The sequence below is a fragment of the Pseudoflavonifractor sp. MSJ-37 genome (genome assembly GCF_018917965.1).
In the GTDB taxonomy this organism is placed as follows: Bacteria; Bacillota; Clostridia; order Oscillospirales; family Oscillospiraceae; genus Pseudoflavonifractor_A.
In genome coordinates this window covers 79,154-100,997 of record NZ_JAHLPP010000004.1, presented here as the reverse complement: position 1 = coordinate 100,997, position 21,844 = coordinate 79,154, and the positions used below count along the sequence as shown (strand labels likewise).

General features: G+C 63.1%; 17 protein-coding genes. 8 read left to right on the top strand and 9 right to left on the bottom strand.

Annotation, left to right across the window (positions count from 1 at the left end; translation table 11 throughout):
• Window positions 1-3: 3 nt before the first annotated feature.
• The 5 genes from KQI12_RS09245 to KQI12_RS09225 form a co-directional block, all read right to left on the bottom strand.
• Window positions 4-660: a flavodoxin family protein gene (locus KQI12_RS09245; protein ID WP_216572740.1), complete on the bottom strand. Its 657-nt coding sequence runs from the start codon at window positions 658-660 to the stop codon at window positions 4-6.
• The gene (locus KQI12_RS09240) at window positions 657-2,135 is read right to left on the bottom strand and encodes an FGGY-family carbohydrate kinase (RefSeq protein ID WP_216572738.1); all 1,479 of its coding nucleotides are present in this window, start codon (window positions 2,133-2,135) and stop codon (window positions 657-659) included. Before KQI12_RS09240 ends, KQI12_RS09245 begins: the two co-directional genes overlap by 4 nt.
• A gap of 40 nt (window positions 2,136-2,175) precedes the next feature.
• Window positions 2,176-2,991: a class I fructose-bisphosphate aldolase gene (locus tag KQI12_RS09235; RefSeq protein ID WP_216572736.1), complete on the bottom strand. Its 816-nt coding sequence runs from the start codon at window positions 2,989-2,991 to the stop codon at window positions 2,176-2,178.
• Between the two features lie 255 nt (window positions 2,992-3,246).
• Window positions 3,247-4,260 (bottom strand): LacI family DNA-binding transcriptional regulator, encoded by a 1,014-nt coding sequence (locus tag KQI12_RS09230; protein WP_216572734.1) that lies wholly within the window; start codon window positions 4,258-4,260, stop codon window positions 3,247-3,249.
• A gap of 170 nt (window positions 4,261-4,430) precedes the next feature.
• Window positions 4,431-4,799, bottom strand: a complete 369-nt coding sequence (locus KQI12_RS09225; protein WP_216572732.1) for a RidA family protein — start codon at window positions 4,797-4,799, stop codon at window positions 4,431-4,433.
• Window positions 4,800-5,034: 235 nt separating this feature from the next.
• Between KQI12_RS09225 and KQI12_RS09220 the strand changes: the two genes are divergently transcribed.
• From KQI12_RS09220 to KQI12_RS09195, 6 genes are read left to right on the top strand one after another with little or no spacing between them, the layout of a single operon-like run.
• A complete protein-coding gene (locus tag KQI12_RS09220) occupies window positions 5,035-5,352 on the top strand; it encodes a (2Fe-2S)-binding protein (RefSeq protein WP_216572730.1) in 318 nt (105 codons plus the stop codon).
• Entirely contained in the window at window positions 5,349-6,455 is a 1,107-nt protein-coding gene (locus KQI12_RS09215; protein WP_216572729.1) for an FAD-dependent oxidoreductase, read from the top strand. Before KQI12_RS09220 ends, KQI12_RS09215 begins: the two co-directional genes overlap by 4 nt.
• Window positions 6,442-6,885: a 4Fe-4S dicluster domain-containing protein gene (locus KQI12_RS09210; RefSeq protein ID WP_216572726.1), complete on the top strand. Its 444-nt coding sequence runs from the start codon at window positions 6,442-6,444 to the stop codon at window positions 6,883-6,885. The genes KQI12_RS09215 and KQI12_RS09210 overlap by 14 nt, the downstream gene beginning before the upstream one ends.
• A 1-nt stretch (window position 6,886) precedes the next feature.
• The gene (locus tag KQI12_RS09205) at window positions 6,887-7,162 is read left to right on the top strand and encodes a (2Fe-2S)-binding protein (protein WP_216572724.1); all 276 of its coding nucleotides are present in this window, start codon (window positions 6,887-6,889) and stop codon (window positions 7,160-7,162) included.
• Window positions 7,155-8,306, top strand: coding sequence for an FAD-binding oxidoreductase (locus tag KQI12_RS09200; RefSeq protein ID WP_216572722.1), 1,152 nt, complete (start codon window positions 7,155-7,157; stop codon window positions 8,304-8,306). The genes KQI12_RS09205 and KQI12_RS09200 overlap by 8 nt, the downstream gene beginning before the upstream one ends.
• A 40-nt stretch (window positions 8,307-8,346) precedes the next feature.
• A complete protein-coding gene (locus KQI12_RS09195) occupies window positions 8,347-9,051 on the top strand; it encodes a GntR family transcriptional regulator (RefSeq protein ID WP_216572719.1) in 705 nt (234 codons plus the stop codon).
• A gap of 71 nt (window positions 9,052-9,122) precedes the next feature.
• Here KQI12_RS09195 and KQI12_RS09190 read toward each other — a convergent pair whose 3' ends face one another.
• The 4 genes from KQI12_RS09190 to KQI12_RS09175 all read right to left on the bottom strand — a co-directional run bounded on the left by KQI12_RS09190 (window position 9,123) and on the right by KQI12_RS09175 (window position 18,824).
• Window positions 9,123-12,896: an S-layer homology domain-containing protein gene (locus KQI12_RS09190; protein WP_216572718.1), complete on the bottom strand. Its 3,774-nt coding sequence runs from the start codon at window positions 12,894-12,896 to the stop codon at window positions 9,123-9,125.
• A gap of 447 nt (window positions 12,897-13,343) precedes the next feature.
• Window positions 13,344-14,930 (bottom strand): asparagine synthase B, encoded by a 1,587-nt coding sequence (gene asnB / locus KQI12_RS09185; protein WP_216572717.1) that lies wholly within the window; start codon window positions 14,928-14,930, stop codon window positions 13,344-13,346.
• Window positions 14,931-15,337: 407 nt separating this feature from the next.
• Window positions 15,338-16,705 (bottom strand): amidophosphoribosyltransferase, encoded by a 1,368-nt coding sequence (gene purF / locus KQI12_RS09180; protein WP_216572714.1) that lies wholly within the window; start codon window positions 16,703-16,705, stop codon window positions 15,338-15,340.
• A gap of 43 nt (window positions 16,706-16,748) precedes the next feature.
• Complete coding sequence (locus KQI12_RS09175) at window positions 16,749-18,824, bottom strand: glutamine synthetase III (RefSeq protein ID WP_216572712.1); 2,076 nt, start codon at window positions 18,822-18,824, stop codon at window positions 16,749-16,751.
• Window positions 18,825-19,222: 398 nt separating this feature from the next.
• Between KQI12_RS09175 and KQI12_RS09170 the strand changes: the two genes are divergently transcribed.
• Window positions 19,223-20,329 (top strand): glutamine amidotransferase family protein, encoded by a 1,107-nt coding sequence (locus tag KQI12_RS09170; RefSeq protein ID WP_216572711.1) that lies wholly within the window; start codon window positions 19,223-19,225, stop codon window positions 20,327-20,329.
• Window positions 20,326-21,831 (top strand): glutamate synthase-related protein, encoded by a 1,506-nt coding sequence (locus KQI12_RS09165; protein ID WP_216572709.1) that lies wholly within the window; start codon window positions 20,326-20,328, stop codon window positions 21,829-21,831. Before KQI12_RS09170 ends, KQI12_RS09165 begins: the two co-directional genes overlap by 4 nt.
• Window positions 21,832-21,844: the final 13 nt, after the last annotated feature.

Here is a 21,844-nt window from a genome sequence, read left to right as displayed (position 1 = left end):
CGTTCAGTATTTCAGTTCCCGATAGCGCGCGAAGTAGGCGCCCGTCTTGGCCAGATCCTCGCCCTCACCGCTCTCCAGATGCCGGACCAGATCCTGCCCGCCCTGATAGAGGGCCGCCACCGTCTCCGGCATATCCTTCACCGGGGTCCATGTGGTGAACGGGATGCAGAACTCCCGCCACGGATAGCTGTTCAAGTCGTTGAGGCAGAAGTATCCTACTTTCATGTGGCTGTCGAAGACCATATCGCCATGGCTTCCGCTGACCGCGATGAGGACGCCGGGGCGACGGACCTTGTTCCGGCTGCCGAAGCGCATCTGCTGGGTCTCCTCATCCTTCCAAATATCCACGAAAGGATAGCAGCGGTCTACGAACACCTTGAACGCACTGCTGATGTCTCCATAATAGGTAGGCGTCGCCAGCACATAGGCATCCGCTGAGCGGATGACCTCATGGAGCTTGGGCACATCGTCTCCCTGGATGACGCATTTCCCGGTCTTTTCACAGGCCCGACAGCCACGACAAGGCTTCATATCATAGTCGTGCAAATAGCAGATCTCCACCTCAGCACCGGCGTCCTTCGCACCATCCAGAAATTTCTGGACGGCAGTAGCTGTGTTGCCATGATGGCTGGAGCTGCTGACGAATGCCGCGATCTTCATGGGCGTTCCTCCTCCGGATGGCTCTGGTCTGCCAGCCTCTGGAACGCCGGCCTGACCATCCCGGTCAGTTCTTGATAAAAGGCGAATCTTTCGCTATACCGTTCTGTCTCCGCCGGATCCGGCTGGGTGATCTCTTTCTCCCGGAGCCAAACATCCCGCACGGTCCGGAAGCTGTCGAACATCCCCAGCCCCATCCCTGCCAGATAGGAAGTCCCGATCGCATTGTCGCCTTGCGGGAGATGGATCAGCTCCTGTCCCAGCACGTCGGCTATGATCTGCCGCCACAAGAGGCAGTTGCTCCCGCCGCCGCCGATCGCCACCCGGCTGAGCGGGAGCGCGCTGTGTTCATAGGAGTCCCGCAGAGCATAGGCCACGCCCTCCAGCAGAGCGCGGTACATATGTCCGGCTGTGTGCGTGTTGGTCAAGCCGAACAGTACGCCTTTCGCCAGCGGATCCAATACGGGCGTGCGCTCTCCCAAGAGATGGGGCAGCGCGTAAAGTCCATCCGCTCCCGGTGGGACGGCCGCCGCCGCCCGTTCCAGTTCCTCATAGCTTATGCTCCGCATCAGCACCGTATCCCGGAACCAGCGCGTGATCTCCCCGCCAGTGAGGACGTTCCCGAGGAACCGGGCACCGCCGGTGATGAAGGGGCTGGTGCCGATCTGCTGGTCCAGGTCCCGCTCCAGGCCGAGGAACGTGCCTGCGGTGCCCAGATAGATGAGCCCCTCCCCAGCCTCGACGGTCCCCGTCCCCACCAGTATGGTATAGGAATCGCCCGTGCCGGCCAGCACTGGCGTCCCGGCCGCCAGTCCCGTCTCCGCGGCAGCCTCTGCCGTGACGTGTCCCACCGTGTCCATCGGCCAGTATAGGGGCGGGAGGACTTTGGGGTCCAGCCCCGCCTCCCGCATCCGCTCCGGCTGCCAGACATGATGTTCTGCGTCATAAACATTTCCGAAGATGGCCGCGATGTCATGATCGGCACTGTAGACCCCGGTCAGCCGATAGGCGATATACGAATGGGCGTTGAGCACGACCTCGATCCGCGCGTACTGCTCCGGCTCATGGCTCTTCAGCCACAGGAGCTTCGGCGTCACATCCTGGAGCGTGCTCTCCCACCCCAATTCCTGCCGGAGCCAGTCCGCTTCCCGGATGGCCCGGTTATCTCTGTAAAGGATCGCCGGCCGTACCGGTCTTCCGTCGCGGTCCAGCGGACAGAGGTTGGGGACCATCCCGCTGGCGCAGATCCCCGCGATCGCGCCCGGATGGACGCCGGACTGCTCCAGACAGGCTCTGATGCCCTCTCTGGCCCCGGCCCACCAAGCCTCATCCGCGTCCTGTTCCACGAATCCCGGCTGCGGTTCCAAGATCGTATGAGCTCTGGTGTGCTGGGCCAGACGGCGTCCGTCCCGGTCCACCAGCACCGTCTTCACGCTGCTGGTACCGATATCGACGCCCAGCAGATAAGACTGTGTCATGCTCCCCCCTCCTTTCATTCCATCCTAAAAGGCAGTCCGATCAGCCCTCCAGATGCCCCATCGCCGTCTTGAGGTCCTCTCCCTCATGGATTAGGCCCTTGAGGAGCTTGATGACGCGGTCGGGATGCTCATGGCCCCAGATGTTGCGGCCGATGGCCACACCGTGGGCGCCGCACTTCATGGCGTCGTCGATATTGGCGAAGAACTGCTCCTGAGAGTTGGTCTTGGCACCGCCGAGGACCACGATGGGCAGACCCTCACAGCCCTGGACCACTTCTTCATAGCCATGTCCGTCGGTACCGGGACGATAGGGCATCTTCAGCATATCGGCGCCCGCTTCGGCCGCCACGCGGGCCGCCAGCTTCAGGCTGTCGATGTTGATGTACTCGGGCGGGGGATTGAAGCCGCCGGGGACCATCTCGGCCACCAGAGGCATCCCATAGCGCTCACACTCGCGGCGCAGAGTGCTCATGATGGAGATCATGCAGCGCTCCAGACCGATATCCTCACCGGAGATGTCAGGGCCTCCGTTGAACAGGACGGCATCCGCGCCCACCTTCACCGCCTCTTCCACGGCCACACACAGGATGCTGTCATGGGAACCTCTGGCGTAGTCGGTACAGGGGAAATCCGCACGGACGATGAGGCCGGTCCGGCCCAGCAGACGCTCATACTTCTTGGCGATGCCGATGTTCAGGATCAGAGCGTCCGTCCCCGCATCGATGACGGTCTTCAGGGTCTGCTCCATATGCTCGATGCCCTTCATGGGGCCAGAATTGACGCCGTGGTCGATCGCGGTGATGATCGCGTTGCCGTCCTCCCGGAAAATATGGTTGAGTCTCTTGATGGTGCCCATATAGACGCTCCTTCCAGTCTTGTTTTGTAATCGGTTTCTGTAAACGGTTACATCCGTTAGATATATACTATCCTGTTCTCACTGAAATTGCAAGTCTTTTCTGCGCAGAGCCGATAGAACTTTCTGATCATCCTCCGGCCCTATGGATGCGAAAAAGCGGAGACTCGTAACATGAGTCTCCGCTTTTGGGAGCAGATCCGCACTATTTGGCCATCAAGATCAACAAATTTTATTTCTATACCGCCCGAGATAGGATCATACATCACCCAGATGGATCAGATTCCTCGTGCTCTCCCTCAACCGCAGTTCGACCGGATAGAGCACACACCGTGCCGCATCAGCTCCTGTAGAGAGCCGCCGCAGGAGGAGCTCCGCCGCCTTTTCTCCGAGACGGCGGTTCGGCACAGCGATGGTCGAGAGGGCTGGAGTGAAATAGCTGGCCAGCGGGATATCATCGAACCCGATCAGCTCCATCTCCTCCGGCACCCGGATGCCGCCGCTGTGGAGACACCTCAGCGCTCCCACGGCCATCATATCATTGAAGGTGACGATCGCTGTGGGACGCGGCCCCTCCTCCAGAAAGCGGCGGGTCCTGTCAACAGACTGGCGGAGCTGATCCGCATAATCGATCTCCCCAGTCCGGCAGATACAGTCCGGATGGCTCACAAAAAAATCATGCACTGCCTGGGCTCTCCGCCGGCTGGCAAAGGTCTCTACAGCCGCCATCAGGATCCCGAACACCCGGTTCCCTTCTGTGTACAGATACCGCAGTGCCATCAGGATCCCCTCATAATCCTCCATATAGACCGAGGTCACCGGCTGTTCCAGCTCCATCTCTCCCGCATCGCCGATCAGTACATAGGGGACCTTGATCCCCCGAAGATATTCCCGGACCTCTTTTCCGCTGGAAAAATCCGAGACATAGAGGATCATCCCGTCTACGCTCCGGTCATCTGGACAGCTCTGCCGCGGCAGAAGGCTCTGAGAATACACCAGGACCCTATAATTCGCCTGCGCCAGGACTTTCTGACTGCCCTCCACCAGTTGGTTGAAAAACTCATTGCGCAGAGTGGGCACTACGCAGGCGATCGTACGGGTCTGCCCGGTAGATAAACTCTGCGCGGAGGGGTTCGGCACATAATCGGTCTTTCGTATGACCTCCAAGATCCGCGCTCGGGTCTCCGGCGATACTTTCTCCGGCTGATTGATGCAGCGGGAGACCGTAGCGACGGACACCCCCGTCAGTTTGGCGATCTCTTTGATATTCAAAACAGCCCCTCCTTTCCAGACGGCGTCACCGTCCCATCTCTATCACGGCATCACGGCTATTATAGCACGATCGCCGCCCCGCTTGTAAAGAGGTCCTCCGGCAAAAAGCGGCGCCCGCTAGAGCGGGCGCCGCTTTTCAGTCTGGGGATATCATCGTTTATCGGAAGCCCTTACTTCTCCGCGATCGCCTCGATCTCGCACAGGACGCCCTTGGGCAGGTCCTTCACGGCCACGCAGCTGCGGGCGGGCTTGGAGCTGAAGTACTTGGCATAGACCTCGTTGAAGGTGCCGAAGTCGCCCATGTCAGCCAGGAAGCAGGTGGTCTTGATGACCTTGTCGAAGCCAACGCCGGCGGCCTCCAGGATGGCGCCCACGTTCTTGCAGCTCTGCTCGGCCTGGCCGGCGATGCCCTCGGGCACGGTGCCGGTGGCTGGATCCACGGGGATCTGGCCGGAGGTGATGACGAGACCGTTGGTCTCATAGCCCTGGGAGTAGGGGCCGATAGCACCGGGAGCGCGGTCAGTAGCGATGATCTTCATAGGAAAGTTCCTCCTTAAGTAGATGATGTCCAGCGCGGCAGACAGGGGACCCCCCTGGCCGCGGCCGCTCTACTTTATAGTTTACCACCGGATGTCAGAGGGCACAAGAGGAATGTCCCCCCCAAATAAAAATTCTTTTTCGCTCTTGCAAAACAGCCGTGGAAGGTGTATCATCGTCTCATATAGTTGTACGTACAACTTAGCCAAAGCATATCCTGAAGGAGGTCTGCAACTGATGTGCCGCCATATCGAAGCCCATCCCATCGTCGCCTATCCCGACCGGCCGCCTGTCGCTTTCACCTTCGATGGCCGGCCGCTGACCGGGCTGGCCGGTCAGCCCATCGCCGCCGCCCTGCTGGACAACGGTATCTCCGTGTTCCGTCATACGCCCAAAAACGGCCAGCCCCGGAGCCTCTTCTGCGGCATCGGCCAGTGCTCGGACTGTATGGTCATCGTAGACGGCCGCCCCAACGTCCGCGCCTGCGTCACTCCTCTGGAAGAGGGCATGGCCATCGAGACCCAGAAGGGTCTGGGAAAGGTGGGCGTGCTGTGAAAGAGACCGACATCCTGGTGACAGGCGCCGGCCCGGCCGGGCTGGGCGCCGCTATCGAGGCCGCCCGCTCGGGCGCCCGGGTCCTGCTGGCCGATGAGAACCGCAAGGCCGGCGGACAGCTCTACAAGCAGATCCATAAGTTCTTCGGCTCCAAGGCCCACCACGCCGGGGCCCGTGGCTTCCAGATCGCCGATCAGCTCCTCCGGGAAGCGGAGGAGGCCGGTGTGGAGACCTGGCTGGACAGCCGGGTGCTGGGCCTTCTGGACGACGGCTCCGCCGCCGTCCTCCGGAACGGAGTCGTGGAGCCCGTCTCCGCCCGCCGGACCGTACTGGCCACCGGCGCCAAGGAGAACGCCCTGGCCTTCCCCGGCTGGACCCTCCCCGGCGTCATGACCGCCGGAGCCGCCCAGACCTTCAGCAACGTCCACGGGACTCTGGTGGGCCGGCGCATCCTCACCGTGGGCTCCGGCAACGTGGGGCTCATCGTCTCCTATCAGCTCATGCAGGCCGGCGCGGAGATCGCCGCTCTGGTGGAGGCCGCCCCCCAGATCACCGGCTATCAGGTCCACGCCGGGAAGATCCGGCGGGCCGGAGTGCCGGTCCGCACCTCCCACACCGTCGTCGAAGCCCGGGGCCGGGACCGGGTGGAGGAGGCCGTCATCGCCCAGGTGGATGACCATTTCCGCCCCATTCCCGGTACGGAGGAGACGCTGGCCGTGGATACCATCCTGCTGGCCGTGGGCCTGACGCCCCGGGCCGAGATCTCCGGGATGTTCCACTGTGAGACCACCTATGAGGGCGCGCTGGGCGGGATCCTCCCGATCCACGACGCCTGTATGCGCAGCTCCTGCCCGGAGGTGTACGTCTGCGGCGACCTGGCCGGCGTCGAGGAGGCCAGCACCGCGCTGGAGGAGGGCCGTCTGGCCGGACTCCACGCCGCACAGTCTCTTGGCTTCTCCCGGCCGGACGGGGCGGAGCGGATGGAGACCCTCCAGGAGAGCCTCCGCGCCCTGCGGAGCGGGGCCCACGCCGCCCGGCGTCTGGCCTGCAAGGAACGGATCATCGCCAAAGGAGAAGGAGGCAGTCATCATGTCGGCGAATAAGACCCATCCCTGGACCATCCTGCTGGAGTGCCGCCAGCAGATCCCCTGCGACCCCTGCACCACCGCCTGCAAGACCGGCGCGATCACCATGGAGCATCTGACGGACTGCCCCACCTTCCACCCTGAGAAGTGCGTAGGCTGTAAGCTCTGCGTGGCCGCCTGCCCGGGGCAGGCCATCTTCTTCCAGGTCCCCGACGCCGGGGACGGGCAGGCCACCGTCACCTTCCCCTACGAATATCTCCCCCTGCCCGTGGTGGGGCAGGAGGTCTCCGCCGTGGACGCCTTCGGTCAGCCCGTCTGCGCCGCTGTGGTGGACGCGGTGGAACAGCGCCCCGCCTTCGACCGGACCGCCCTCGTGACCCTCCGCTTCCCGGCCGAGTACCGGGAACAGGTCCGCTTCCTGAAGCGGCTGACACGGGAGGTGGGCTGACATGGACGACCGGGACATCCTGATCTGCCGCTGTGAGGAAGTCACCCGTGCCGACGTGCTCCGGGCCATCGCTCAGGGCTGTCACACGGTCAGCTCCGTCAAGCGGGCCACCCGGGCGGGCATGGGCGCCTGTCAGGGCCGCACCTGCGCCCGCCTCATCCAGCAGATCCTGCTGAGCGAGGGCGTCCAGACCCCCGAGACTCTGGAGGCCGACAAGCCCCGCTTCCCCACGGTGCCCTGCGGCATCGACGCGCTGGGAGGTGACGGCCATGACTGAGCGGTACGGCGCGATCGTGGTGGGCGGCGGCTATTTTGGCTGTGCCTGCGGATACTTTTTGGCGAAGGCCGGCGTCAAGACCCTCCTGCTGGACGAGAAGGGCATCGCCCGGGGGGCCTCCGGGGCCAACTTCGGCAACGTGCAGGTGCAGGACGCCTCCATGGGCCTGAGCTATGACCTGACCCTCGCCGGTTTCCGGCGGATGCAGACCATGGAGCAGGAGCTGGACGCCGACATCGGCTATCAGCCCTACTCCTCCCTGATCGCCGCCGAGCGGGAGGAGCATCTGCCGGAGCTCCGCAAGCTCTACGCGGAGAAGAAAGAGGCCGGTCTGGACATCCGCTGGCTGGAGGGGCAGGCCCTCCGGGACGCTGAGCCCAACCTGGCCCCCGGTGCGGTCGTGGCCGCCACCTGGTTCCTCCAGGGCCGGGTCTATCCTTTCTTCTACCAGTACGCTCTGATCCGCCGGGGCCGGGAGCATGGCCTCACCGTCCGGGAGGACGTGTCCGTGGCCTCCCTCCTGCTGGAAGGCGGCGCCTGCGTGGGCGTGGTCCTCTCCGACGGATCAGAGATCCGGGCGGAGCATGTGGTCGTGGCCGCCGGGTCCGGCACCCGTGCCCTCTGCGCCACCGCCGGACTGGACGTGCCCGTCTACTCCGTGAAGGCCGAGGCCTTCGCCACCGAGGCGATCGCGCCCTTCCTGAACACCTACTACTCCTCCGCCGCCTTCTTCGCCGAGGCCCACGACCCGGAGAAGGCCGTCACCTCCCTGTGCATCGGCCAGAGCCACTACGGCAACATCCTGCTGGCCGAGACCACCAAGCCCCACACCGCCGTGGCCGACGACTGCCAGGACCGGACCTCCATCGAGCACTGCCGCAACATCAAGCGGAAGGTCCTGGAGTTTTTCCCCGCTCTGGAGCCGATCGACATCCTGCGGAGCTGGGTCACCGCCTCCCCCTACACCCCCTCCAACGAGCCGGTGTTCGGCAAGGCCCCCGTCCCCGGCCTGATCCTGGCCGCCGGGTTCAAGAGCGCCGCCGTGGTCTCCGCCGTGGTGGGCGAGACCGTGGCCCAGCTCGTCACCCGCGACACCGCCCCCTGGGACCTGTCCTCCTTCGTGGGGCAGGTGGGGCGGATGTGAGGACCGGCGGCCCCCATCCTCCTGAAAGAAGGCGATCCCCATGCCGGAACGGCTTTGGAACCATACCTATGACTACCTTCGGGATCAGATCCTCCACATGGCCCCCGGGGCCAACCGGCTGGAGCCGGAGGAGGACCTGACCCGCCGTCTGGGCGTCAGCCGCGCCACGGTCCGGGAGGCCACTCAGGCTCTCATGAAAGAGGGCTACGTCACCCGCCGCCACGGGAAGGGCAATTTCGGCCACCCCTCCGTGGCCCAGCTCCGGCGGCGGCTGGACCTGACCGCCGACCTCCTCCAGCTTCTGGACACCGGCGACGGCCCCGTGGCCTGCCGGTCCCTCCGGGCCGGACGGGGCCCCTGCCGGGCCGCTATGGCGGACCGCTTCCCCGTCCCCTGCGGGGAGGTCTATGAGCAGGACTGGCTCTACACCGTGGGGGAGGCCCCCATGGTGTTCTGCCGGATCGGCCTGCCGGTGGAGCTCTTCCAACGGGAGCCCCAGCCCGCCGCCCCGAATCGATCCCTCTACCAGTGGGTGTCCGCCTATTGCGCCCGGGATTTCGCCTATTACGCCGCCCATCTGGGGTGCGGCGCCGACCCGGACGCCAACGCCGCGCTGGACCTTCCCGCCGGTCAGGCCCTCATGGAGTGGCAGGAGATCTTCTACGACCTCTCCGACTTCCCCGTGGCCTTCTGCGACATCTTTTTCCGCCCCGAGGCGGACCTTACGATGGTACTGAGACCGTAGGCCAGCCCGTACACACAAAGACCGCCCCCGGCCTTGCGGCCGGGGGCGGTCTGTTCCCCTGAGGGAGAGATTCACTTCGCCACGTGCTCCATGTAGTTCAGGAACATGGCAGCCACTTCCGCGCGGGTGGCGCTGGACAACGGGGAGAGGGTCACGTCGCTGGTGCCGTGGATGACCCCGGCGCCGCAGGCCCACTGCATGGCGGACATGGCCCACTCGCTGATGCTCTGGGCGTCCGCATAGCTGAGGATGTTGGTGTCCTCGCCCACGCTCACGTCATAGCCCTTATACTGGGCGTAGCGGTAGAGCATGGAGACCAGCTGCTCGCGGGTGATGGTGCCCTCGGGATCCGTGCCGTCGGACACGCCCTTCTCCATGGCCCACGCGCGGCCCTTCTCGTACCAGGTGGAGCCGCCGGTGGTGTCCACGCCGTCCAGACGGGCCAGCATGGTCATGAGCATGGCGCGGGTCAGCTTCACGTCGGGACCGAACTTCTGATCACCGATGCCGGACATGATGCCCTTGTCGGTCACATACGCCACGGCCTCGGTGTACCACATCCCGTCGGGCACGTCCACATAGGTGGTCTTGGGGGCCACGGGAGTGGGGATGGCCTCGAAGGAGGCGGACACGCTCACCTTGCCGCTGGGCATGGTGAAGGTGTACTTGCCGTTCCCCTTGTCGGTCAGGGCGAGCTTGTTGCCGTTCTTATCGGTGACGGTCAGGTCCTTGAGCTGATAGCCGGTGTCGGGCTTCACCGTGACGGTCACGGTGGTGCCCTTGCTGGCGTTCTTCGGGCTGACGGTCACGGTGCCGTGGTCCACCTTGCCGGGGACGGAGACAGCATAGCCGGAGGAGCCGGAGCTGCCGCCGGAGGAGGAACCGCCGGAGCTGGAGGACTGCTTCGTGATGGTGTACACGCCATCCTTCTCGCTCAGCGTGTAGCCGGAACCGGCCTCGATCTTGCCGTTGAAGGTCTTGCTGTCCTTCTCGAGCGTGAAGGTCACGGCACGGCTGACGGTGATGGTCTCGCTGTTGTCCTTCTGGAGCACGATGGTGCCCTTGTCGCTCACGGCATCCACAGCGGCCTGAAGGGTGGTGTAGCTGGTGTCACCGATCTTGGCCACCGCGGCGGGCACGGTGGTCACCGTAAAGAGGCTGAACCCGTGGGGGTTCGTGAAGGTCGCGGTCTTGCCGGTCGAGCCACCGTTGGTGACCTCGGCGGTGTACTCATAGCCCTTGTGCTGGACATAGACCTTGCTCTCGTTCACCTTGAAGAGCTTGGGCAGCTCGATGCTGATCGTCATGGGGGTCTTGATCTCGAGCTTCTGAGGATCGCCGTAGACGATGGCATTCGCCGAATCGCTGCCGGTGGTCTCGCCCTTTACCTTGACCTTGATGTCCTCCGCCCGCTCTGCCGTGGAGGCGACCACGCGGTACATGGGGGTGATGTCCATGGAGATCTCGGTCACTGGCGCATCGGTGGCACTGGGATCCTCCGTCTTATAGGTCTTGGGCTTCACATCCAGATAGGTCTGGGCGTAGATGTTGATCTTCGGCTGAGTCGAAGGCGGAGGAGGAACGATAGAGGTATCCTTTTTGATTTCCTCCGTAGCAGCGTCCTTCTCCTTCTGCGTCACATTGTTGACCACACCATTGGCGGCGGCGGGCAGAACACCGGTGGTGTCCTTCACGCTCTCGGCCACGGCCTTTGCGTCGTTCTGATGTTTGTCTTCGATCTCTTTGACATCCACGACGGGATCGCCGGTGGCGGGCTTGACGTCGGTCTCCGCCGCCTTGCCAACGGTGAAGGGATAGTCCTTCCGATCCGTCAGAACGCCGACCTTACCTTCGGCGCAGTAGGCGGTGGGATCCGTGGTGAAGTTGCCGCCGGAGATGAAGCCGATGATATCCTTGCTGTAAACGGGACCGTTGAAATTGCCGCCGGTGATGGAGAGCTTCACCTTTTTGATGGACTCTTCATCATTCTCCTGAGGATTTGCCTCATAGACAGAATAAGTACCGGAAATGGTGCCGCCAACAATTTTCACATCGATCGGCAGTTCGGTGGTGTGCTGGGCGATTGCAATGCCAACGCCTGTCGTAGTTGTACCACCCCCATTTTTTACACAGGAAAACGCACCGTTGCCTGTGATCGTACTATTATTCACTTCAATATTGCCAGCACGCACTTCGATGCCAGTCGAACCGCTGATCGTGCTGTTATTGACCGAAAATGTCGTCGTAGCATTGCCAGCCTGATAGATACCATGATTGACTGCATCGATGGTCGCACCATCGACGATCAGCTTGTTCTGAACATTCTCGTCCGTGACAAGGCCATTCACAGTAACGCCGCTACCGCCCTCAAGCTTGCCCCGCACAGTCAGTTCAGCCGCTGTACAGTCTTCATACAGGGCGATAGCATAGCAGTTGTCAGCAGAAGTCTCAGATACAGAGATGGTCGCGTTCTTCTCAACGGTCAGTTTGGCAATACCGTTGAGCCAAATTGCTGCCGTACCTTGCACGCCCGTCATTTTGACTATGCCATTCTTGATGGTCACATCCCCATAAATATCCAGTACCAAGCCGCCAGACCTGGTCAGCGTATGACCACCCAGATCCAGCGTGATCTTCTTTTCGGATCCGACGCTGATACCTTTTCTTACAGTAATATCTTTCAGGAGAACGATGGTATCGTTCTCCTTTGCGGCTGTCACAGCCGCAGACAGGGAGGGATACAAATCCTCGCCGATCTGGGCCACGGCTTCGAATTTCCCGACCATGCCGGTGTCGGCGTTCCAGGCATATCCCTCAGCAACATATCGAGACACATCGCTGGAGAAAGTGCCGCCGGAGACCGTCAGGGTGTAGGGAAGGCCTGTACCCGGAATACCACCGGTAAAGGTACCAGCTTCAACGGTGAGCGTACCGCCATTCTTGCTACCTTCACCGTATCCAAACAAGGAATTTTTCCCAGTGAACGTTCCACCTTTGATGGTAAACTGTCCAGCATCGGCAGTCTCATCCAGGTATCCATTGGCGACCAGAGGTTTCGCGATCTCATCAGAGATCTTAAATTCACCGTCATTGATGGTCATCTTATGCCAGTTCAGGATCACTGGGCCAACCGTATTGGAAAATTTACCGCCATTGATGGTAGTCTCGCCAAAGTCATCATTCTTAACGGTATTCATACCGCCGCTGAATGTACCACCATCAATGGTAAGAGAAACTGTTGCACTCGTTGGATAGTCGAGACCCAAGTCATTCCCCTTGTTCCCATACCAGCCGGTATCGATCATACTGGAACCACTATCCGTCGTAGTGAAAGAAGTCCCATCCTTGATCGTCAGCGTTCCAAGGTTCTTGATGGTATACCACTGAGCATTGCTGTAGTTGCCGCCCTTCAAAGTAGCCTCGGCATCAGGATGATTGGCCAGCGCAGCATGGCCAGCCGCATTGTTCGTAACGTTTCCCTTCCCGTTACTGCTATCAGTAACAGTCAGGGTACCCTTATTCTCGATCGTATGCTTACCGTTTGCATTCGTCAGCGTCTTGCCATTCAGATCCAGCGTAGCGGTCACGCTGCTCGGGACCACGATGGAGGCCGTCACATTCTCAGAGAGCGTATAGTCGCCACTCTCCAGCTTGATGACGCCATCCACCGCCTTGGGCAGACCGGTCTCAGACTCTTCCGTGCCAGAGCCGCTACCAGCTTCGCCGCCCTCAGAATACGGGATCACCGCATCATCCGGGACATACTCCTCCGCCAGCGCGGCGGTGGGCAGCAGGCCCAGCAGCATGGTCAGGGTCAGCACACTGGCCCAGATCCGTTTTTTCATGATCTTCATTTCTCCTTTCTGTCGTTCGCTTGGGTATCACAGGGACAAACTTGTGGTTCCGTCCTTAATCTACGCCCCTTTCTCACGGTCCCGAAGGGCCCGGATAGCGCAAAAGACGCCCGGCGGCACGGGAAGCGCCCCGCCGGCTCAGCGTCTTTTTGTCGTCCCATCCATCGTTCCGGGGCGTCCTCCGCGCGAAGCTCACGCCCCCCGTCGAGGTCCCTCCCCGTCTGCTCCCTTCCGGACAAATCTACGAAACTATTATAACGTTACCGATCGGGGCTTGCAACCATTTTTCAGTATTTTCAACGCAAAAAAAAAAAAAAAAAAAGCCGTTTTCGCGACACATGGACAGGATGTGTCGCGAAAACGATAAGATCCGGCAGCGTTCGACCGCAAGACCGGCCGTAGGGGGAGGGCCTCCGCGCCCTCCCCCGGCCCAGCACCTCACTTCCCGCTGGCGCCGTAGTTGCTCAGCACCCGGGCGGATGGGTCGGAGACGTCACAGCCCTCCCACGCCCGGTTGGGCATCCAGAAGGCCTTGACCATACGGGCCTGACCGGGGTAGTACCGCTCGAAGAGCTCCCGGTAGAGCAGGCTCTCCTTGGTGAAGGGGGCGGCGAACTCATAGCGGGCGGCCCGGAGGCGGAACTCCTCATCGGTATAGCAGGTCTCGGCGTATCCCTTCAGGTCATCCACCATGGAGTGGCCCACCGCGTCGGAGAAGGCGGCCTTCTCCCGCCAGAGGATGGACTCGGGCAGGAGCTTGTCGGCCTCGAAGGCCTTCCGGAGCAGGTACTTGCCCTTGTGGTAGGTGTTGACCTTTTTGGCGGGGTCGATGGACATGACGTACTTCACGAAGTCCAGATCGCCGAAGGGCACCCGGGCCTCCATGGACCAGGAGCTGATGCACCGGTCGGCCCGGAGCACGTCGTACATATACAGCTCGTCCACCCGCTTCTTGGCCTCCTGCTGGAACGCCTCGGGGGAGGGGGCGAAGTCGGTGTACTTGTAGCCGAACAGCTCGTCGGAGATCTCGCCGGTCAGGAGGACCCGGATGTCGGAGCGCTCCCGGATGGCCTTGCAGCACAGGTACATCCCCATGCTGGCCCGGATGGTGGTGATGTCATAGGTGCCCAGGGCGGCCACCACCTCCGGCAGGGCCCGGATCACATCGTCCCGGCTGATGATGACCTCGGTATGGTCGGCGCCCAGATAGTCGGCGGCCTCCCGGGCGTATTTCAGGTCGATGGCGTCGGTGTCCATGCCGATGGCGAAGGTGCGCAGGGGCTTGTCCAGCAGCTTGCGGGCGATGCCGCACACCAGGCTGGAGTCCAGTCCACCGGACAGGAGGAAGCCCACCGGGGCGTCCGCGTCCAGCCGCTTGTCCACGCCGGCGACGAGCTTGTCGTGGATGTTCCGGCAGATGGTGTCCAGATCGTCCTGACGATAGGCGGCCACGGTGGTCAGGTCGGCGTAGCGGACGAACTGACCGTCGGCCCAGTAGTGGCCCGGAGGGAAGGGGCAGACCTCATCGCACAGGCCGATCAGGTTTTTCGCCTCGCTGGCGAACACCATGCCGCCCTCCGCGTCGGTCCCGTAGAAGAGGGGCCGGATGCCGATGGGGTCCCGGGCGGCGATATAGGCGTCCTTCTTCGCGTCATAGATGACCAGGGCGAACTCCGCGTCCAGCTTGGCGAACATCTCCAGCCCATATTCATGGTACATGGGCAGGAGGATCTCGCAGTCGCTCTGGCTGTGGAACTGGTACTTGCCGGTGGCCTCCAGAGCGGCCTTCTGGTCCCGCCAGCCGTAGAGCTCGCCGTTGCAGACCACGGCGTCCCCGTCCAGATGGAAGGGCTGCATCCCGGACTCGTCCAGGCCCATGATGGCCAGCCGCTGGAAGCCCAGCCAGCCGGAGGGGGTCTCCTCCACCCGCATCATGTCCGGCCCCCGGGAGGTGGTCCGCTGGAAGTAGGGCAGGAACTGGTCTTTCGTGTAAGTCTTTTGGGTGAAACCGATGATCGAGCACATAAAAATGGCACCTCCGAAAAAATATAGCGCAGCATCTGTCCCGGCCGGGACGGATCTCCCGGTCGTTAGGACGGATGCTGCGCTCCGCGGTGCCACCTAAATTGCCGCCGAAGCGGCCCCTTTTCAGGCTCTTCCCGGAGGAGAAGGAGAACGAAGCTTTGGGGAACATGAGAGAAGGAAAGAGGAAAAACTCCGGTCCAAGCCTGGGCGATATAACGGTCGCACCCGGTCGCCCTACTTGACCGCCCGGACGGGCGGGGTTCAGGTCCCTGCTCAGGAGGGTTCTTCCCGCGGGGCCGAGGCGCGGGGCTCTCATCGTCCCCCGCTCGCTGTGGCCGGCTGTACCGCGGTACTCGTCTCCGTCATCGCGTCGAGATATGCAGATGTCGATGTCGTCCCGCCCCGGCTCAGTCCAGGGCGATGGGGTATTTCCCCGTAAAACAGCCGTCGCAGAAGCCGCACTTGGCGTCCGGGGCGATCCGGTGCAGGGCGTCCAAGCTCAGGAAAGCCAGACTGTCCGCACCGATCATGTCCCGGATCTCGTCCACCGTGTACTGGCAGGCGATGAGCTGTTCCCGGTCCGGGATGTCCGTGCCGAAGTAGCACGGGGCGATGAAGGGCGGCGCGGAGGACCGCATATGGACCTCCGTGGCCCCGGCCTCCCGCAGGAGGGAGACGATCTGCCGGGAGGTGGTCCCCCGGACGATGGAGTCGTCGATGACCACCACCCGCTTGCCCTCGATGGAGCTGCGGAGGGGCCCCAGCTTGATCCGCACGGCCTGCTCCCGGCTCTCCTGGCCGGGGGTGATGAAGGTCCGGCCGATGTAGCGGTTCTTGACCAGCCCGATCACATAGGGCAGACCGGACTCCTCCGCGTAGCCCATGGCGGCGTCCAGGCCGGAGTCGGGCACGCCGATGACCACATCGGCGTCCACGGCGCTCTCCCGGGCCAGATACTTCCCCGCCAGCCGCCGGGCCTCGTGGACCGACTGTCCGCAGATGTCCGAGTCGGGCCGGGCGAAGTAGATATACTCAAAGATGCACATGTGGCTGGAGGCCCCGGCGCAGTTCTCTTTGATGGAGCGGACCTGCGTCCCCTCGGCCACGACCACCTCGCCGGGCTCCAGCTCCCGCTCGTACTGCGCTCCCACGGCGTGGAGGGCACAGCTCTCGGAGGCGAAGATCACGGCGTCGCCCCGGCGGCCCATGCACAGGGGCCGGAAGCCCCAGGGGTCCCGGGCGGCGATCAGCTTCTGGGGGGACATGACGATCAGGGAATAGGCCCCCCGCAGGAGCTTCATGGCCCGGACCACGGCCTCCTCGGCGGACCCGCACCGGAGCCGCTCCTGCGCGATCGCGTAGGCGATCAGCTCGGAGTCGGTGGTGGTCTGGAAGATCGCGCCCCGATATTCGAACCCGGTGCGGAGCTCCTGAGTGCCCACCAGATTGCCGTTATGGGCCAGAGCCAGAGTGCCCTTCACATATTTGAGGGTCAGGGGCTGGGCGTTCTCCCGGCGGGTGCCGCCGGTGGTGGCGTAGCGCACATGGCCCACGGCCATGGTGCCGTCCAGCTGGTGGAGGAGCTCCGGTGTGAACACCTCCCCCACCAGGCCCACGTCCTTGTGATAGGAGAGCTCCCGGTCGTTGATGGTGGCGATGCCACAGGCCTCCTGCCCCCGGTGCTGGAGTGAGTAGAGCCCGTAATAAGCGGTGCGGGCGCAGTCCCCTCTGGGATCGGAGATCCCGAACACGCCGCACTCCTCATGGATAGCCATTGGATATCCCTCGCTTTCTGGTCGATCTAGTGCTGGGGCGGGATCACACATAGAACAGCAGGTCGCCATAGGTCGGGAAGGGCCAGTACTCCCGGCCCACCAGCATCTCCAGCTCATCGGCCAGCTCCCGGGCGTGCTGCATGGCGGGGAACACGGTCTCGGCACAGTAGCTCGCGGCCTTGGCGGCGCCGGAGGGCACGCCCTCCACGGCGGCGGCCAGCGTGCAGGTCCGGGACAGCAGGGAGGCGGTCTTGTCGGTGATCAGCTTGACCATAGAGGCCTCCACATCGGCGTCCACGCCGATGGACTTCTTTGCGGCCACGCCCTCGGCCAGCGACTTGGAGTAGGCGATGCAGGCGGGGATGATGCGCTTCTTCAGCAGGTCCATGGAAGTCTTGGCCTCGATCTGGATGACCTTGCTGTACTCCTCCTGCCCGATCTCCTGGCGGGAGTGGAGCTCCTCCAGCGTATAGATGCCCAGAGAAGTGAAGAGCTCCACGTTCTTGGGATCGTCGAAGTGGGCCAGAGCCTCGGGGGTCGTGCGCAGGTCCAGCAGGCCCCGGCGCTTGGCCTCCGCCACCCACTCATCGCTGTACCCGTTGCCGTTGAAGAGGATGCGGCGGTGGGCGGCCAGCTCCCGGCGGACCAGGACAGAGAGGGCCTTGTCGAAGTCCTCCGCGCCCTCCAGCTCATCGGCGAACTTGCCCAGAGCCTGCGCCACCGCGGCGTTGAGCATGATGTTGGTGCAGGCGATGTTGAAGGAGGAACCGGGCATCCGGAACTCGAACTTGTTGCCGGTGAAGGCGAAGGGAGAGGTCCGGTTGCGGTCGGAGTTGTCCAGCGGGATGGGCGGGAGGGCGGTGACACCGATGTCCATGGCCCGGCGCTTCTCTCCATCGTGGGCGGTGCCGGAGACCAGCGTGTCCACCACTTCCTCCAGCTCATCGCCCACGTAGACGGAGACGATGGCGGGAGGGGCCTCGTTGGCGCCCAGGCGGTGGTCGTTGCCGGCGCTGGCCACGGAGATCCGCAGCAGGTCCTGATACTCGTCCACCGCCTTGATCACGGCGGTGAGGAACAGCAGGAACTGGGCGTTGTCGGCGGGCGTGCGGCCGGGATCCAGCAGGTTCTCGCCGGTGTCGGTGGACAGGGCCCAGTTGTTGTGCTTGCCGGAGCCGTTGACCCCCTCGAAGGGCTTCTCGTGGAGCAGGCACACGAAGCCGTGCCTGTCGGCCACCTTCTTCATGACCTCCATGGTGAGCTGGTTCTGATCGGTGGCCAGGTTGGCGGTGGTGAAGATGGGGGCCATCTCATGCTGGCAGGGGGCCACCTCGTTGTGCTCGGTCTTGGAGTAGATGCCCAGCTTCCACAGCTCCTCGTCCAGGTCGGCCATATAGGCCTTCACGCGGGGACGGATGGAGCCGAAATAGTGGTCCTCCAGCTCCTGTCCCTTGGGAGAGGAGGCGCCGAACAGGGTCCGGCCGGTGAGGATCAGGTCCGGGCGCTTGGCGTAGTCCTTCTTGTCGATCAGGAAGTATTCCTGCTCAGGACCCACCGTGGCGGTGACGCGGCACACGTCTTTGCCGAAGAGCTTCAGCACCCGGATGGCCTCCCGGCTCACCGCGTCCATGGAGCGGAGGAGCGGGGTCTTTTTGTCCAGGATCTCGCCGTGATAGGAACAGAAGGCAGTGGGGATGCACAGGGTATCATCCTTGATGAAGGCATAGGAGGTGGGATCCCAGGCGGTATAGCCCCGGGCCTCGAAGGTTGCCCGCAGACCGCCGGAGGGGAAGGAAGAGGCGTCAGGCTCGCCCTTGATCAGCTCCTTGCCGGAGAACTCCATGATCACACCGCCGTCCTCACAGGGGGAGATGAAGGAATCGTGCTTCTCAGCGGTGATGCCGGTCATCGGCTGGAACCAGTGGGTGAAATGGGTGACGCCCTTGGCCACCGCCCAATCCTTCATGGCGGAGGCCACCACATCGGCCACCTCAGGGGCCAGAGCGGTGCCCTCCCGGATGGTACGGCGGAGGGAACGGTACACGTCTTTGGGGAGACGCTCCTTCATGACGGCGTCGTTGAAGACCATGCTGCCAAACAGCTCAGGGACCTTGCTCATGTCGATACACTCCTTCGCTTTCTCCAGCTCCCCGCCGGATAGACGGAGATGAAATGAAAAATGGGCACTGCGGCCTTTTCAGCCACAGCGCCCTTGCTGTCGATGCGGTCATTATAGGATCGCCATCCGCCCTTGTCAACCCCTTCTTTCGCTGAACTTCCGCGTCTTGTGAAGGCTGTCTAAAATGGAGCCGTTTTTTCGTCGTTTTGCAAGTCATCATTCAAAACTTGCCATTTCAGTCCAGAAAAATCAAAAAAATATCTTGTCGAAGCGCCCAGAGCGTGCTATGATACCGTCTATGAACAAAGGCGTTCACGGAACATCCGCCGGTCTCCCCTGTCTGGGCCGGCGGTAAGACTGTGGACGCCTTTTTTGCAATTCGAGGGAGGAGAAATTTCATGGTGCGAGAGGGAAACGTTCGGATCCCATCCGGCTGCGCGATCTCCGGTCTGTTCTCCAAAAAGGGGACGCCCGTCTCCGGCGACCGGATCGTCCGCTCCATCGCCGTGATGCACGACCGTTCCAACGGTCTGGGCGGCGGTTTTGCCGGCTACGGCATCTATCCGGATCATAAGGACCACTATGCGCTCCACATCTTTTATGACTCCCAGACCGCCCGCGAGGAGTGCGAACGGTATCTGGAGCGCTATTTCGACATCATCAACCTGTCCAAGATCCCCACTCGGAAGATGGCCGCCATCACCGATGAGCCGCTGATCTGGCGCTACTTCGTGGCCCCCCTGCCCCATCGGCTCTCTGACAGCCAGCTGGACGAGCGGGAGTTCGTGGCCCGCCGGGTCATCCGGGTGAACAGCTCCATCGACGGCGCCTACATCTTCTCCTCCGGGAAGAACATGGGCGTGTTCAAGGCGGTGGGCTATCCCGAGGACGTGGGCCGCTTCTACCGTCTGGAGGACTACGAGGGCTACTGCTGGACCGCCCATGGCCGCTATCCCACCAATACGCCCGGCTGGTGGGGCGGCGCCCATCCCTTCGCCCTGCTGGACTGCTCCGTGGTCCACAACGGTGAGATCTCCAGCTATGATGCCAACCGCCGGGCCATCGAGATGCACGGCTACCGCTGTACCCTCCAGACCGACACCGAGGTCATCACCTATATCCTGGACTATCTGGTCCGCCGGAAGGGCATGACCATGGAGGAGGCCGCCCATGTGATGGCCGCCCCCTTCTGGGACACCATCGAACGGCTCCCGGCAGAGGAGAAGGCCCGGATGACCTATCTCCGTAGCGCCTTCTCCAGCTTCCTGGTGACGGGGCCTTTCTCCATCCTGGTAGGCTTCGAGGGCGGCCTCATGGCCCTCAACGACCGTCTCAAGCTCCGCTCCATGGTAGTGGGTGAGCGGGACGACATGGTATACATCGCCTCTGAGGAGGCCGCGATCCGGGTGATCCAGCCGGAGCTGGACCGGGTCTGGTCCCCCAAGGGCGGCGAACCCATGATCGTGACGCTGGACAAGGATGTGAAAGGAGGTGCTCCGGCGTGAGCCTGGACTACATTTATCCCCCCTATGAGGTGGTGCGGAACGCCCAGCGCTGTGTGGACTGCGGCATCTGCATCGGCCAGTGCGCCACCGGCGTCCACTTCCGGGACAAAAAGACCGGAGCCCTCCGGGCGGACGAGTCCAAATGCGTGGACTGTCAGCGCTGTGTGTGCTTCTGCCCCACGCATGCCCTGAAGATCGTCCCCACGGACAATGCGTTCCGGAACAACGGCAACTGGCCCGCCCGGACCATCACCGAGATCTACCGGCAGGCGGCCTCCGGCGGCGTGCTCCTGTCCTCTATGGGCTCTTCCAAGGACTACCCCATCTATTGGGACAAGCTGCTGATCAACGCCTCTCAGGTGACCAACCCGCCCATCGATCCTCTGCGGGAACCCATGGAGACCCGGGTGTTCCTGGGCAAGAAGCCCACGGACGTCCGCCGGGACGCGGAGGGGAAGCTGATCTGCGACCTGCCGCCCCAGCTGGAGCTGAAGCTCCCCATCCTCTTCTCGGCCATGAGCTACGGCTCCATCTCCTACAATGCCCACGCGGCGCTGGCCCAGGCCGCCCGGGATCTCGGCACCTGCTACAACACTGGCGAGGGCGGTCTCCATGAGGACTTCTATGCCTATGGCCCCAACACCATCGTGCAGGTGGCCTCCGGCCGCTTCGGCGTCCATACGGACTACCTGAACGCCGGTGCCGCCATCGAGATCAAGATGGGCCAGGGCGCCAAGCCCGGCATCGGCGGCCATCTCCCCGGCAAGAAGGTCAACGGAGACATCTCCCGCACCCGCATGATCCCGGAGGGGGCCGACGCGATCTCCCCCGCCCCCCATCACGACATCTACTCCATCGAGGATCTGCGCCAGCTGGTGGACTCTCTGAAGGTGGCCACCAACTATCAGAAGCCGGTGATCGTGAAGGTGGCCGCCGTCCACAACATCGCGGCCATCGCTTCCGGCATCGCCCGCTCCGGCGCGGACATCATCGCCATCGACGGCATGCGGGGCGGCACTGGCGCCGCCCCCACCCGGATCCGGGACAACGTGGGCATCCCCATCGAGCTGGCTCTGGCCGCCGTGGACCAGCGGCTCCGGGACGAGGGCATCCGGGACCAGGTGTCCATCATCGCCGGCGGCTCCATCCGTTCCTCCGCCGATCTGGTGAAGGCCATCGCTCTGGGCGCGGACGCGGTGTACATCGGCACCGCCGCCCTGCTGGCCATGGGCTGCCACCTGTGCCGCACCTGCCAGAGCGGCCTGTGCAGCTGGGGCATCGCCACCCAGCGGGAGGATCTGGTGGCCCGTCTGGATCCTCAGGAGGCCCGCCGCCGTCTGGTCCATCTGCTCACCGCCTGGGACCACGAACTCAAGGAGATGATGGGCGGCATGGGCATCAACTCCATCGAGGCCCTGCGGGGCAACCGTCTCATGCTCCGGGGCGTCGGACTCACCCAGAAGGAGCTGGACATCCTGGGCGTGCGCCACGCCGGCGAGTAAAGGAGAGGAAGCA

What these genes read in the sequence shown, in the direction of transcription:
- KQI12_RS09235 (WP_216572736.1), bottom strand. Translation starts at nt 2,991, where the DNA reads ATGGGCACCATCAAGAGACTCAACCATATTTTCCGGGAGGACGGCAAC.
- KQI12_RS09240 (WP_216572738.1), bottom strand. Translation starts at nt 2,135, where the DNA reads ATGACACAGTCTTATCTGCTGGGCGTCGATATCGGTACCAGCAGCGTG.
- KQI12_RS09200 (WP_216572722.1), top strand. Translation starts at nt 7,155, where the DNA reads ATGACTGAGCGGTACGGCGCGATCGTGGTGGGCGGCGGCTATTTTGGC.
- KQI12_RS09210 (WP_216572726.1), top strand. Translation starts at nt 6,442, where the DNA reads ATGTCGGCGAATAAGACCCATCCCTGGACCATCCTGCTGGAGTGCCGC.
- KQI12_RS09175 (WP_216572712.1), bottom strand. Translation starts at nt 18,824, where the DNA reads ATGAGCAAGGTCCCTGAGCTGTTTGGCAGCATGGTCTTCAACGACGCC.
- KQI12_RS09190 (WP_216572718.1), bottom strand. Translation starts at nt 12,896, where the DNA reads ATGAAAAAACGGATCTGGGCCAGTGTGCTGACCCTGACCATGCTGCTG.
- purF (WP_216572714.1), bottom strand. Translation starts at nt 16,705, where the DNA reads ATGGCTATCCATGAGGAGTGCGGCGTGTTCGGGATCTCCGATCCCAGA.
- KQI12_RS09220 (WP_216572730.1), top strand. Translation starts at nt 5,035, where the DNA reads ATGTGCCGCCATATCGAAGCCCATCCCATCGTCGCCTATCCCGACCGG.
- KQI12_RS09245 (WP_216572740.1), bottom strand. Translation starts at nt 660, where the DNA reads ATGAAGATCGCGGCATTCGTCAGCAGCTCCAGCCATCATGGCAACACA.
- KQI12_RS09195 (WP_216572719.1), top strand. Translation starts at nt 8,347, where the DNA reads ATGCCGGAACGGCTTTGGAACCATACCTATGACTACCTTCGGGATCAG.
- asnB (WP_216572717.1), bottom strand. Translation starts at nt 14,930, where the DNA reads ATGTGCTCGATCATCGGTTTCACCCAAAAGACTTACACGAAAGACCAG.
- KQI12_RS09225 (WP_216572732.1), bottom strand. Translation starts at nt 4,799, where the DNA reads ATGAAGATCATCGCTACTGACCGCGCTCCCGGTGCTATCGGCCCCTAC.
- KQI12_RS09205 (WP_216572724.1), top strand. Translation starts at nt 6,887, where the DNA reads ATGGACGACCGGGACATCCTGATCTGCCGCTGTGAGGAAGTCACCCGT.
- KQI12_RS09170 (WP_216572711.1), top strand. Translation starts at nt 19,223, where the DNA reads ATGGTGCGAGAGGGAAACGTTCGGATCCCATCCGGCTGCGCGATCTCC.